Origin of the sequence: Streptomyces sp. NPDC093085, assembly GCF_040683935.1 — a bacterium.
In the GTDB taxonomy this organism is placed as follows: domain Bacteria; phylum Actinomycetota; class Actinomycetes; order Streptomycetales; family Streptomycetaceae; genus Streptomyces.
Genome location: NZ_JBFBFB010000004.1, coordinates 142,239 through 155,700 on the forward strand (window position 1 = coordinate 142,239; position 13,462 = coordinate 155,700).

Sequence of the window (13,462 nt, forward strand, 5' to 3'; positions counted from 1 at the left end):
CCCTGCCTGGCCTTGCCCGGCTTGCCCGACCTCACCGCGTGAGACTTGGTGCCACTCGTGAGACACAGTACCAAGTTTGGAAGGTAGTACCATTGCCGCCATGAGCGTGAAGGGTGGCGCGCGGGAACGTGCCCGCAGGGCGATGCGGGCGGAAGTCTCGGCGGTTGCGGCGGAGCTGGTGCTCGACCAGGGCTACGAAGAGACGACGGTGGACGACATCTGCTCGGCGGCGGAGATTTCGCGGAGCACGTTCTTCCGGTACTTCCCGGCGAAGGAGGACGCGCTGTTCGGGGATACCGCCGAGGCCGGTGAGGTGCTCCGGGACGTACTCGCCGCGCGGCCGGCGGACGAGGCGCCCTGGGTCGCCCTTCGGCGGGCGCTCGATCCCCTGATCAGCCGGTACGAGGCGGACGACGAGCAGATGTGGCGGCTGACCCGGCTCGTCGTGAACACGCCTGCGCTGGCCGCGCACCACCGCGCGAAGAACGCCCGGTGGCATGAACTGCTCCGCCCCGACATCGCGCGGCGCCTCGGCGCGGACCCGGCGGACATGACGGACCCGCGCACGGATGCGGTGATCGCCGCCGCCCTTGGGTGCGTCGAGGCCGCCCTGAAGGCATGGACCTCGGGGGACGAGCCTCGCGCGCTGCCCGAGCTGCTGGACCGGGCCATGGGGGCGGTCGGGTGAGGGTGTCGGGTGAGGGTGGGGCGGGCGGGTGAGGGCGGGCTCGCGGGAGCGCGGTGGTCCGCAGGGGTGACTGCGTTGCCCCGCGTGGCGGATTGGTGCGCTTTTCTCATCATCTGATGCCACGTCATCTCCTAGGACTGGACGGACCGCTGGGCGGCGTCCCGCCCCGTGCCGGCCCGACCCGGAGGTGATGTCGTGTCACGTAGCGCGCTGCGATCCGTCTGTACGGCCGCGCTGGCCACCCTCACCGTGCTGGCGGTGCTGCCCTTCCCGGCGTACGGTGCGCCGCTCCCCCCTGGGGCCGACGGGCCCGAGCCCGCGCTCTCCGGGGAGGCCGGGTCCTCGGGTGAGGCCGCGCCCGCCAGAGATCCTGGCCCTGACACTGACCCTGGTCCTGCTCCTGGACCTGGCCCTGCTTCTGGGCCTGCGTCTTCGTACGCGGGCGGCTCCGTGTCCGGACTGCTGGGCAAGTTGCAACTGCTCTACCGTCAGACCGAGCAGGCCTCGGAGGCGTACAACGCGACCGAGGTGGAGTTGATCCGGCAGCGCGTCGAGGCGAAGAAGCTGGGCGCGGACCTGGACCGGGCCCGTACCGCGCTGGAGCGGAACCGGGTCGACGCGGGGCTGCTGGCGCGGCGGCAGTATCAGGGGCAGTCCGACCTCTCCGCCTATCTGCGGCTGCTGCTCTCGCCCGATCCGGCGCGGCTCCTGGACGACGGGTACCTGCTGGAGCGCGCGGCGCGTTCGCGGGCGGCGACGATGCGGGGGCTGACGGAGGGCGAGCGGCGCGCCGCCGCGCTGGAGAGTGCGGCGCGTACGGCGCTGGAGCGGCAGCAGAAGCTGGTCGCGCAGCAGAAGCGGCAGCGCGACACGGTCACGGGGCGGCTCCGCGAGGTGGAGAAGATGCTGGCCTCCCTCAGCGGTACGGAGATCGCGTCGATCGCCGCGCTGGAACGGGCCGGCACGGAGCAGGCCCAGCGGGATCTGATCGCCTCCGGCGCGCTGGGGGACGGGGTGGGCGCGGCGGGCGTGACGGGTACGGCGGGGGCTCCTGGCGCCCCGGGCACGGCGGCCTCGCCCGGGGGTACCCCCTCGGTCGCGGGCGGCCGGGCGGTGGAGTTCGCGGTGGCGCAGATCGGCAAGCCGTACGAGTGGGGGGCGGAGGGGCCCGGTTCGTACGACTGCTCCGGGCTCACCTCCCAGGCCTGGGCCCGGGCCGGGGTGCCCATCCCCCGTACCAGCCAGGACCAGTGGCGCGACCTCGCCCGGATCCCGCTCCGCGAACTGCGCCCGGGAGACCTGGTCGTCTACTTCCCCGAGGCCACGCACGTCGCCCTCTACCTGGGCAACGGCCTGGTCGTCCAGGCCCCCCGCCCCGGAGCCAGCGTCAAGGTCTCGCCGCTGGCCGCGAATCCGCTCCTGGGCGCGGTACGCCCCGACCCGGAGGCCGTGGCACTGGCCCCGTCCGCGTACACCCCGCCGGTCCTCCCGGAGGGGGCGACGGACGGTTCCGATCTGGGGTTCGGGGGGACTTCGTGAGGCCTGAGCGCCTCTGAAGCCGCAGGTCACGAAGAGTGCGCCCCGCGCGAGCGGGGACCCCACCCCCATCGCCCCGACCACTAACGGACAACCGAGGGCGGCCCGATTTGCGTGCCCATGACACGCCCCGCCCCGGCCTCGTCCCCCGTGCCATTCGGCGTCAAGGGGGCCCGTATCCCCTCCCCTGTGACGGTAAGCGGGGCCGTCTTCGCAGTGAGGCGGGAAGGGGCGGTGCGGCGGCGTGTGGGTACGGCGCCGCCTTCCCTGCCTCAGTGCTACTCGGGCGAGAACTTCAGCGCGTGGCGCACCAGCGCGAAGAGTGAGTCGACTGCCGTGCTCCGGTCCCGCGCGTCCATGATCACCACCGGGATGTCCTCCGGGATCGTCAACGCGTCGCGTACGTCCTCCGGTTCGAACGGGTCCGCCCCGTCGAACTGGTTGACGGCCACGATGTACGGCAGCCCGCAGCTCTCGAAGTAGTCCAGCGCCGGGAAGCAGTCGGAGAGGCGGCGCGTGTCCACCAGTACGATCGCGCCGATCGCGCCCCGCACCAGGTCGTCCCACATGAACCAGAAGCGCTGTTGGCCCGGCGTGCCGAAGAGGTACAGGACGAGGTCGTCGTCGAGGGTGATGCGGCCGTAGTCCATCGCCACGGTGGTGGTGAGCTTGTCGGGCGTCTGGCTGAGGTCGTCGATCTCGGCGCCGGCCTCGGTCATCAGGGCCTCGGTGCGCAGCGGCGCGATCTCCGAGACGGCGCTGACGAAGGTCGTCTTGCCCACGCCGAAACCGCCCGCGATCACGATCTTGGTGGAGATCGGGGCGCGGGTGCGGTTGAGCTGCCAGGCGTGGAGTTTCTCCTCGGGCCGGGGGCCTTCGGAGGCGGAGGGTTCTCCTTCGGGGTCGGTGAGTTCCCCCTTCAGGGGGGAGAGGTCCTCCTTCAGGGGGGAGAGGTCCCCCTCCGGGGTGGAGAGGTCCTCCTCCGGGCGTCCTCGGCCCGGTTCGGGCCCCGGCCCCGGGTCCCGTACGGGGGCCTGCCCCGGGTCCCGTACGGGGGACGGCGCGGCCTCCCCTACGAGGGCCGGGGCGGCTCCCCCTGCGGGGGATCTCCCGGCGGTGGTGGTGACGTCCGAGCGTTCGGAGACGTCAGAGACGGCGGAGTCCACTGAGCACCCTTTCCAGCAGCGCGTGGTCCGGCTGGTCGGCTTCACGACCGGTTCCGTACACACGGATCTTTCCCTGATCGGCCAGGTCGCCCAGGAGCACCCTGACCACGCCCAGCGGCATCTTGAGCAGCGCCGAGACCTCGGCGACGGTCCGCATGCGCCGGCACAACTCGATGATGGCGAGCATCTCCGGCATGACCCGGGCCGGAGCCCCGCCGTCCGTCAGCTCCGGATGGACCTCGCCGGGTTCCAGCGCGGCGACGAACGTCTCCACCTGGAGGACATGCCCGGAGTGGGTCCGGCCGCCGGTGAGCTGGTACGGGCGTACCCGCGAGGGCCGCTCCTCCTCGGCCGAGGGGTGGTCGTCCCCGGCCGGGGAGTGGTCCTCCCCGGCCAGAGGGTCGTCATCCTCGGTCGTCTCGCCGGACGGCACCGTGCCGGACGGCATCGCGGCAGCCGACGCCTCCGGTAACGGCGTACCGCACTCCGCCCGCCGCGCCCCGTGCCCGGCCCTGCGGGTCCCGTGCCCGGACCCGCGCACGGGGAGGCCGTGCGCGGGGGCTCCGTGGGCCGGGTGCCCGTGCGCGGGGCCGGCCGACGGGGTCATCCGGTGCTCTCCATGGTGGCGCGCAGCTCTTCGCGGAGTTCGGGCGTGAGCTTGTGGCCGGCCCGACCGACGAAGAGCGCCATGTGGTACGCGATGACGCTCATGTCGCACTCGGCGGTGGCGTGCACGCCGAGCAGCGAACCGTCGCTGATGGCCATGACGAAGAGGCTGCCCTCGGCCATCGCGACCATCGTCTGCTTGACGCCGCCGCCGTCCATGAGCTTCGCGGCGCCGATGGTGAGGCTGCCGATGCCCGAGACGATGGTGGCGAGGTCGGCGCTGGAGCCGCGCGGCCCCTCCGCCCGTACGGTGGCCTCCGCCTCCGCCGCCTCGGCGGTGGCGCCGGGGTCGGAGGAGAGCAGCAGGAGGCCGTCGGAGGAGACGACGGCGACCGCGAGGACGCCGGGCACCTCCTCGACGAGGTTGCTCAAGAGCCAGTGCAGATTACGGGCCTCATGGCTCAGCCCGAATGTGCCGGTGCCCGTGCCGCCCGTACCGCGCATGGCGGTACCGCTGTCCGTGCCTGTACCGGTCGCCGTCAACTGCGTGCCTCCTTGACTGTCTCCCCCGCCGTCTCCCCCGCGTTCGCGCTCTCGCCGGTGCGGTGCTCCGGGATCGGCTCGGGGGTGGTCGGTCGCGAGGGCGTGCTCTGCTGCGTCAGTTCCGTCAGTTCCGCCTCGACGTCACGACGGCCCTCGATCGCTCCCCGCTGGAAGCCCCCGAGCCTGCGGCGGAGTGCCTCCGGGTCCACGGGGGTGTGCACGGTGGGGGCCGCGGCGCGCTGGATGACGCGGGGGGTGCGCTTGGGCAGGCCCTTGGTGGTGACGGGGGCGGCCCCCGCACCGGTGGGGACGGGTGCGGGCGCGGGCGCGGGCGCGGAGGGTGTCGTGGGGGCGGAAGGGGTCAGGGATGTGAGGGGTGTGGAGGGTGTGGATGCGGGGCGGCGCTTGGGCAGCCGCATCTGGAACGTGTCCTGGTCGGTCCCCGTCGTACGCGGCTCCGCGGTGGCCCCCGTCGTACGGGGCTCCGTACGGGTGTCCTGGTCCGGGACGCGTTCGTGGCGGTCCGGGCCGATGCCGTACGGGGTGGACGCGGCCTGCGGGGACGCGGTGCGCTGGGAGTCCTCGGCGCGCTTCGCCTCCTCCGCCCGGCGGATCGCCGCCTCGGCCGCGATCACCAGGGGGTCCCGCTCGCCGTCCGTGTTCCGGGCCAGGGTCGTGGGAGGGGTCGTGGGAGGGGTCGTGGAAGAGGACGGCGTGGGGGAGGCCGTACGGGCGGGAGTCGTACGGGGGGAAGGCGTGCGGGTCGGGAGTTCCGGGCGGGCGAACGGGGCCGCCGCCGGGTCCGGGTCCGGCTCCGGGAGCACCGACTGGGGCAGCACGACGATCGCCGCCACGCCGCCCTCCTGGTGCTCCCTCAGCTCCACCTGGACGCCGTGCCGGGCCGCCAGCAGCGCCGCGACGCGGAGGCCCAGGCCCTCGGGCTCGGCACCGGGTGCGCCCGGGGCCGTACCGTCGCCGCTGCCCGTGGAGCCGCGCGGGGCCCTCGGCGGTTCGCCGGGGGGCACGGGGGCGGCCAGCCGCTCGTTCAGCTCGGCGAGCCGGTCGACGGACATGCCGGTGCCCTCGTCCTGCACCGAGATCATCACCTCGCCGGACTCCAGCCGCCAGCCGGAGAGGCGTACCCGGGTCTCGGGCGGCGAGAACGACGCGGCGTTCTCCAGCAGTTCGGCGACGAGGTGGCTCAGGTCGTCCGCCGCGGAACCGGCGACCTGGGTGCGCGAGGGCAGCTCCTGGATGGTGACGCGCTCGTACCGTTCGATCTCGCTGACCGCCGCGCGCAACACGTCGACCAGGGGGACAGGACCGGTGGAGCCGTGGCCGTGTTCGTGGCCGGCGAGGACGAGCAGGTTCTCGCTGTGGCGGCGCATCACCGTCGCGAGATGGTCGAGCTTGAAGAGGGTGGCGAGCCGCTCCGGGTCCTGCTCGCGGTCCTCCAGCTCCTCGATGACGCCGAGCTGACGCTCCACCAGGCCGAGCGTGCGCAGCGAGAGGTTGACGAAGGTGTGGTGGACGGTGTGGCGCAGGCTCTGGAGCTGGACGGCGAGGTCGGCCGTACGGTCCTGGAGCTCGGCCCGCTGTTCGGCGACCTGTTCGCGGGCGCCGAGGAGGTCGGTGCGGGCGGTGTCGAGGCGTTCGGCGCGGCCCGCGAGGTCGCGGAGCTTGCTGTGCAGGGCGTTGACGGAGCGTACGACCTGGGCGAACTCGTCGTTCCGGCCGGTGAAGCGGAGCGGCTCCTCGGTGGCGGGCGCGGCGGAGAGCCGGGCGGCGCCGATCCGGACGGCGGCGAGGGGGCGGGTGAGCGAGCGGGCGACGGCGGTGGAGACGCCGACGGCGAGGACGAGGCAGCCGCCGAGCAGGGCGATGCTCAGTTCGAGGTCGGTGACATCGTCGTCACGGAGCTGCGCGAGGCGTTCGAGCTGGCTCGCGCCGAGCCCCGACTCGACGCCGCGCATCTGGTCGATCCGGGCGGAGAGCGCGGACTCGACCTTGGACTCGTCGGCCTTCCGGTCGGACTCGGAGAGTTCGGGCCGGTCGGTGAGGCGGGTCAGATACCCCTCGGCCGTCTTGATCTCGGGCCCGGTGACGGTGTTGACCAGGGACTCGCGGGCCCCGGTGTCCGCGCTCTGGTCGAAGTCGGCGAGCGCGGCGAGTTCGCGGACCCGGGACTTCTGCGCCTCGGCGCTGAGTTCGTCGCGGAGCGCCTCGTTCTTCTCGGCCTCCGTACCGGCGCCGCCGTCCGAGGACTCCACGGGGAGTCCGGTGACCGGGTCGTACTGCGGGGTGCCGGAGGTGGCGGCGGGCACGGCGAGGGCGGCGAGCAGCAGCCCCCGGGTGGCGGAGGCCTGTTCGACGGCGCGGCCGAGCGCGGCGGGGGCGCGGGTGCCGTCGGCGGCCTCGGGCGGGGTGTTCTCGGCGAGTTCGTCGGCGAGGGCCTGGAGCTTGTCGATGACGTCCGAGTAGGCGCGGTACGCCTCGACGGCCGAGCCCTTGCCGGTGAGCGCCGCGCGCCGGATGGAGGGGACGGTGGAGAGGTCCCGGAGGAGCCCGGGGGAGGCCGCGGCGGCGGTGCGGATCTCGTCGATCTGCCGGTCGACGCGGGCGCTGCGCGTCTCGGAGAGCGCGTACTTGGGCTTCCCCTTGTCGGGGTCGACGGGCTGGCTGTCGCGTCCGGCGGCGATGTAGACGACGACTTCGTCGCGTTCGTCGGCGAGGGAGTGGCCGAGGGTGACGGCCCGCTGGTTGAGTTCGGCGAGGGTGACGAGGTTCTGGGCGTCCTTGAGGTCGGTGGAGGCGCGCAGGACGGCGGGGGTGCCGGCCGCGATCACCGTGATGCCGACGAAGGCGACCCCGGCGACGAGGCGGTTGCGCACCCGCACCCGGCGGCCGTCGGCTCCGCCCGTGGCCGTACCGCCGCCGGCCGTGCCGATTCCACCTGTACCGCTGCCGGGCGTACCGATTCCACCCGTACCGCTGTCCGCCGTACCGATGCCGAACGTTCCGCTGCCGACCGCTCCGCTTCCGGCGGTACCGCTCCCACCCGTGCCGCTACCGCTACCGGTACCGGCAGAGGTCGCGGCGTCTGTGGCCGTGACACTGTTGCCCCGAGGCCGCTTCTTCTGCACCGGTGCTCGCATTCTTGACTCGTCCGCCCATGAAGCAGAGGTGACGGCCGGCCCGTCCGGACACATCGGCCCGTTCGGACGTCGCGGTCCGCTCGGACGACGCAGTCCGTCCGGACAACGCGGTCGACGCGGTTACCCCACCTCCACGCCTGGTTTGGCTTGGCTGCCGACCATTCCAGCGCGCTCGGGAAGAGAGGCGCGCATCGGCCGCTCCGCCACCTGGACGAGTGAACATCACGACGAGTTGGCGAACAACTCTTCCCAGCCGGGAGGCCGCTGGAACATGGCGAGCCGGGTGGACCTTCGGGACGGCCTTTGGCAGGATGCCCGCCCGCAGCTCGCCGGAGCCCTCCCGTCCGCTCACGCCGCCGGTCCGACCGGCGGCACCACCGCTTCCGTACGCGCTCATTGTGACCGAATCCCACTGGTTGACCTGGCGGAACGGGGAGACCGACATGACATGGAGAGTTTGCGAAGGAACCATGAGCGTACTGGGGCGGCTGAGGCAGACTGAAGGGCATGCGCATCGAACAGGCCACCGCTCCCGGCACCGTCACCCGCCCCAATGAGGACTGGACAGGCGTGGTGCTTCCGGCGGCGGGCGAGGGCGGGGCGCTGGTCATGCTGGACGGGGTGACTCCCCCCGCTGGTGACGACGGTTGTGTGCACGGTGTGCCGTGGTTCACCGCGCGGCTCGGCGGGGCGCTCGTGGAACTGTCCGGTTCACGACCGGATATGACGCTGGCACAGGTCCTCGCGACGTCGATCGCCCGCACGGCGGCGTCCCATCGGGACACCTGTGACCTTTCTCACCCGCGCACCCCGCAGGCCACGGTGGTCCTGGCGCGCTGGGGACGCGGGGCCGTGGAGCATCTCGTCCTCTCGGATTCGAGGCTGCTGCTGGAGTCCCCGGACGGGGCGGTACGGGCGGTGGTGGACGACCGGCTCGACCGGGTCCCGCGCGAGGTGCTCCGCTCGGTCGCGGCGACGGACGCGCTGCGCAACGCGGAGGGCGGCTTCTTCACCGCGGCGGCGGAACCGTCGGTCGCGGAGCGCGCGGTGACGGGCCGTACCCCGGCGGGCGAGGTACGGAGCCTGCTGGCCCTGACGGACGGCGCCGCCCGGTGGGTGGAGGTGTTCCGGGAGGGCGACTGGGCGGAGTGCCTGGCGCTGGTGCGGAAGAGCGGGGCGCGGGAGCTGATCGACCGGGTGCGGGCGGCGGAGTCGGCGGACCCGGAGGGGACGGCGTTCCGCCGGGGGAAGGCGAGCGACGACGCGACGGTGGCGTACGTGGAGCCGTAGGGCTCCTCGCCTTTTCACTGCCGCACGCCCCGTATTCCCACTGCCGCGCATCCCCTGTCTTCACTGCCGCGCGCCCCGTATTCCCACTGCCGCACGCCCCGTATTCTCACTGCCTTTCACTGCCGCGCGTCCCGTATCAACTGTCGGCGATGGCGTTGAGCTGGTGGAGCAGCCGGGCCAGCTCGGCGATCTCGGCGCGGTCCCAGCCGGCCAGCTTCTGTACGTACAGTTCCCTGCGCGCCCCGCGCACCCGGCGGAAGCGCTCGCGCCCCTCGTCGGTGATCCGGATCAGCCAGGCGCGCCCGTCGGCCGGGTCGGGCTCGCGGCTCACCAGGCCCAGTTCCTCCAGCGCGCGCAGTTGGCGGCTCATGGTGGCCTTGCCGACGCCGAAGTACCCGGCGAGTTCGGTGGCCCGCTGGGTGCCGCCGTCCTCCAGCCGTACGAGCAGCCCGTACGCGGCGGGCTCCAGCTCCGGGTGGACCTCCCGGGCCATTTCGCCGGAGTTGGCGCGGGCACGGCGCAGAAAGACCGCCAGTTCCCTTTCGAGGGCGAGGAATTCGTGGTCCATACCATTTTCCGGCTGGGGGTCCGGTTCCCTTTCCGTACCGCTCCCGTGCACGTCAGCAGCCATCCCGCGCTTTCCGCTCATGAAAATTTCTTTCGCCCGCGGCCGTTGCCGCAGCTCGTTCAGTATTTCAGGGGTTTATACCAACGGCACCGGCGTGGCACCCTTCCGCCGTCCGGGTCTACGTGCGTAGCTTCGATAGTGACATGTTCACTCCAGTGACATGTCGGCAGGTCATGATCTCCCCCCACCACCGAGGTCTTCGGAGGCACACCCATGCCCGTCCCCAGATCCCGTAAGCCTGGATCCCTGGCCGCATCCCGTCCGGCCGGATCCCGCGTCTCCCGCCGCGCCAAGTTCGCCGCGGCCACCTCCCTCCCCGCCGTCCTCGCGCTGCTCCTCGCCCTGCCGGGTGCGGCGAGCGCGGCGCCGGTCCCGGCGGACCCCCCACAGCAGAACGTTCCCACCCGCGGCTCGGCCCACATGGGCATGGGCGTCGTCGAGCACGACGGCCAGGGCGCGCTGCCGCGCGGCGGCGACCGCGTCGCGCAGACCGAGGGCGTCGACGTCTCCAGCCACCAGGGGAACGTCGACTGGCAGGCCCTCTGGAACAGCGGGGTGTCCTGGGCCTATGTGAAGGCCACCGAGGGGAACTACTACAAGAACACCTACTTCACCCAGCAGTACAACGGTTCGTACAACGTGGGCATGATCCGGGGTACGTACCACTTCGGCACCCCGAACGACTCCAGCGGCGCCAACCAGGCGAACTACTTCGTGGACGGCGGGGGCGGCTGGTCGCCCGACGGCCGTACGCTGCCGGGCGTCCTGGACATCGAGTGGAACCCGTACGGCGCGACCTGCTACGGCAAGACGCAGGCGCAGATGGTCGACTGGATCCGCGACTTCGTGAACACGTACAAGGCGCGCACCGGCCGGGACGCCGTGATCTACACGGCGACGAGCTGGTGGAAGGAGTGCACGGGCAACTACGGCGGTTTCGGCGCCACCAACCCGCTGTGGATCGCGCGCTACAACACCACCGTCGGTGAACTGCCGGCCGGGTGGGGCTTCCAGACCATCTGGCAGTACACGTCGACCGGGCCGATCGTGGGCGACCACAACCGGTTCAACGGCGCGTACGACCGCGTACAGGCGCTGGCCAACGGCTGACGGCCGGACGGCCGACGTCGTCCGGACGGCCGACGGCTGACGCCGTCCGGCCGGGACAGTCACCGACGGCCGCGGGGAGCGGCTCCGGCAGGGCGCGGAGGGTCTGCCGGATCCGTCACCGCTCGACCGCGACGGGACACGCGTACCCGGCCGCCCCGGCCACCTCACGGGAGGTGACCGGGGCGGCCGTACGCGTACGAGGGGGCGCTCAGGGACGGCTCAGGCGGCGGCCGCGACCCGCGGAGGCTCCGCGTCCGGTACGTCCCCGATCCCCTCGGCCGGGGCGAGGGCCAGCTCCAGGACCTGGCGTACGTCCGTCACCGGGTGGACGTCCAGCGTGGCGAGGATCTCGGCCGGGACGTCGTCGAGGTCGGCCTCGTTGCGCTGCGGTATCACGACGGTCGTGATGCCCGCGCGGTGCGCGGCGAGCAGCTTCTGCTTGAGGCCGCCGATGGGCAGGACGCGGCCGGTCAGCGAGACCTCGCCGGTCATGGCGACATCCGTGCGGACCAGCCGGCCGCTGAGCAGCGACGCGAGCGCCGTCGTCATCGTGATGCCCGCGCTCGGGCCGTCCTTGGGCACCGCGCCCGCCGGGAAGTGGATGTGCACGCCCCGGTCCTTGAGGTCGGCCACCGGGAGCTCCAGCTCCGCGCCGTGCGAGCGGAGGAAGGAGAGGGCGATGTTCGCGGACTCCTTCATCACGTCACCGAGCTGTCCGGTCAGGGTCAGCCCGGCGCCGCCGGTCTCGGCGTCGGCGAGCGACGCCTCGACGTAGAGCACGTCGCCGCCCGCGCCGGTCACCGCGAGCCCGGTCGCCACACCGGGGACGGCCGTCCTGCGCACCGCCGGGTCCTGCGCCGACTCCGGTACGTGGTGGGGCCGGCCGATCAGGGCGCGCAGGTCGTCGGCGCCGAGGGCGGCGGGCAGCTCGCGGTCGCCGAGTTCGTGCTCGGCCGTGACCTTGCGGAGCAGCCGGGCCAGCGAGCGTTCCAGGTTCCGTACGCCCGCCTCGCGGGTGTACTCCCCGGCGAGCTTGCGGAGCGCGTCGTCCGCCAGGGTGACCTCGCCGGACGCCAGGCCGGCGCGCTCCAGCTGCCGGGGCAGCAGGTGGTCGCGGGCGATGACGACCTTCTCGTCCTCGGTGTAGCCGTCGAGCCGTACCAGCTCCATCCGGTCGAGCAGCGGCTCGGGGATGGCCTCCAGGACGTTGGCGGTGGCGAGGAAGACGACGTCGGAGAGGTCCAGTTCGACTTCGAGGTAGTGGTCGCGGAAGGTGTGGTTCTGCGCCGGGTCGAGGACTTCGAGGAGGGCGGCCGCGGGGTCGCCCCGGAAGTCGGAGCCGACCTTGTCGATCTCGTCGAGCAGGACCACCGGGTTCATCGAACCGGCCTCCTTGATCGCGCGGACGATCCGGCCGGGCAGCGCGCCGACGTACGTACGCCGGTGGCCCCGGATCTCCGCCTCGTCCCGTACGCCGCCGAGCGCGACCCGGACGAACTTCCGCCCCATGGCGTGCGCGACGCTCTCGCCGAGCGAGGTCTTGCCCACACCGGGCGGCCCGACGAGGGCGAGGACGGCGCCTCCCCTCCGTCCCCCGACGACCCCGAGGCCCCGGTCGGCGCGGCGCTTGCGGACGGCCAGGTACTCGGTGATGCGCTCCTTCACATCGGCGAGCCCGGCGTGCTCGGCGTCGAGGACGGCGCGGGCGCCCCGGATGTCGTAGCGGTCCTCGGTCCGCTCGTTCCACGGCAGCTCCAGCACGGTGTCGAGCCAGGTGCGGATCCAGGAGCCCTCGGGGGACTGGTCGGAGGCGCGCTCCAGCTTGTCGACCTCCTTGAGGGCGGCCTCCCGTACCTTCTCGGGCAGGTCGGCGCCGTCGACGCGGGCCCGGTAGTCGTCCGGCTCGTCCGCCCCGTCCGAGGCGTCGCCGTTCAGCTCGCGCAGCTCCTTCCGTACGGCGTCGAGCTGGCGCCGGAGCAGGAACTCACGCTGCTGCTTGTCGACGCCCTCCTGGACGTCCTTGGCGATGGACTCGGCGATGTCCTGCTCGGCGAGGTGGGCGCGGAGCTGTTCGGTGGCGAGCTTGAGGCGGGCGACCGGGTCGGTGGTCTCCAGGAGTTCGAGCTTCTGGGTGAGGGTGAGGAAGGGCGAGTAGCCGGAGTTGTCGGCGAGCGCCGAGACGTCCTCGATCTGCTGGACGCGGTCGACCACCTGCCAGGCGCCGCGCTTCTTGAGCCAGTCGGTGGCGAGTGCCTTGTACTCGGTGACCAGCTCGGTCACCGCGCCGGGCAGCGGCTCGGGCGCGCTCTCGTCGGCGCCCGCCCCCTCCACCCAGAGCGCGGCCCCAGGCCCGCTGGTCCCGGCCCCGATCCGGACCCGCCCCCGGCCCCTGATCAGCGCCCCGGGATCGCCGCCGGAGAGCCGTCCGACCTGCTCGACGGTGCCGAGGACGCCGGTCCCCGCGTAACTCCCGTCGATCCGGGGCACGAGCAGCACCCGCGGCTTCTCCCCGCCCAGGGCGGCCGCCTGCGCGGCCTCGACGGCACCCCGGACCTCGGCATCGGACAGATCGAGCGGCACCACCATGCCGGGCAGCACGACCTCGTCGTCGAGCGGCAGCACGGGAAGCGTGAGCGGTGTGGGCGTGGAAGCCATGGTCTCCCCTTCGGCGTTATGGCCAGGCAGGACCCGCGCGACGGAGCACGTGGACCGGCCTCAAGCAAGTTGAGCTATATGCACT

General features: G+C 72.8%; 10 protein-coding genes. 4 read left to right on the forward strand and 6 right to left on the reverse strand.

Translation table 11 applies throughout. The annotated features are described in order from the left end of the window. Positions 1-100 precede the first annotated feature (100 nt). Both AB0O07_RS14400 and AB0O07_RS14405 read left to right on the forward strand, forming a co-directional pair. Positions 101-688: a TetR family transcriptional regulator gene (locus AB0O07_RS14400; protein WP_365631898.1), complete on the forward strand. Its 588-nt coding sequence runs from the start codon at positions 101-103 to the stop codon at positions 686-688. Positions 689-1,138: 450 nt separating this feature from the next. Further along, complete coding sequence (locus tag AB0O07_RS14405) at positions 1,139-2,227, forward strand: NlpC/P60 family protein (RefSeq protein ID WP_365631901.1); 1,089 nt, start codon at positions 1,139-1,141, stop codon at positions 2,225-2,227. Positions 2,228-2,502: 275 nt separating this feature from the next. Here the strand turns inward: AB0O07_RS14405 and AB0O07_RS14410 are convergent, their stop codons facing one another. From AB0O07_RS14410 to AB0O07_RS14425, 4 genes are all read right to left on the reverse strand, one after another. Further along, entirely contained in the window at positions 2,503-3,147 is a 645-nt protein-coding gene (locus AB0O07_RS14410) for an ATP/GTP-binding protein (RefSeq protein WP_365633003.1), read from the reverse strand. Between the two features lie 223 nt (positions 3,148-3,370). Beyond that, on the reverse strand, positions 3,371-3,787 hold the full coding sequence (locus AB0O07_RS14415; protein ID WP_365633006.1) for a DUF742 domain-containing protein: 417 nt from the start codon (positions 3,785-3,787) through the stop codon (positions 3,371-3,373). 206 nt (positions 3,788-3,993) lie between these two features. Further along, a complete protein-coding gene (locus AB0O07_RS14420; RefSeq protein WP_365633009.1) occupies positions 3,994-4,500 on the reverse strand; it encodes a roadblock/LC7 domain-containing protein in 507 nt (168 codons plus the stop codon). 35 nt (positions 4,501-4,535) lie between these two features. Beyond that, positions 4,536-7,436 carry a nitrate- and nitrite sensing domain-containing protein gene (locus AB0O07_RS14425; protein WP_365631904.1) on the reverse strand — a complete coding sequence of 967 codons (2,901 nt, stop codon included), beginning with the start codon at positions 7,434-7,436 and terminating at the stop codon, positions 4,536-4,538. Between the two features lie 765 nt (positions 7,437-8,201). On the opposite strand from AB0O07_RS14425, the gene AB0O07_RS14430 reads away from it, so the two are divergent. Continuing rightward, complete coding sequence (locus AB0O07_RS14430) at positions 8,202-8,984, forward strand: hypothetical protein (RefSeq protein ID WP_365631907.1); 783 nt, start codon at positions 8,202-8,204, stop codon at positions 8,982-8,984. Between the two features lie 136 nt (positions 8,985-9,120). Here AB0O07_RS14430 and AB0O07_RS14435 read toward each other — a convergent pair whose 3' ends face one another. Continuing rightward, positions 9,121-9,552: a MarR family transcriptional regulator gene (locus AB0O07_RS14435; protein WP_365631910.1), complete on the reverse strand. Its 432-nt coding sequence runs from the start codon at positions 9,550-9,552 to the stop codon at positions 9,121-9,123. Positions 9,553-9,825: 273 nt separating this feature from the next. Between AB0O07_RS14435 and AB0O07_RS14440 the strand changes: the two genes are divergently transcribed. Then, positions 9,826-10,722: a lysozyme gene (locus AB0O07_RS14440; protein ID WP_365631913.1), complete on the forward strand. Its 897-nt coding sequence runs from the start codon at positions 9,826-9,828 to the stop codon at positions 10,720-10,722. Between the two features lie 219 nt (positions 10,723-10,941). On the opposite strand, the gene lon is transcribed toward AB0O07_RS14440, so the two are convergent. Next, complete coding sequence (gene lon, locus AB0O07_RS14445) at positions 10,942-13,377, reverse strand: endopeptidase La (RefSeq protein WP_365631916.1); 2,436 nt, start codon at positions 13,375-13,377, stop codon at positions 10,942-10,944. Between the last annotated feature and the right edge of the window lie 85 nt (positions 13,378-13,462).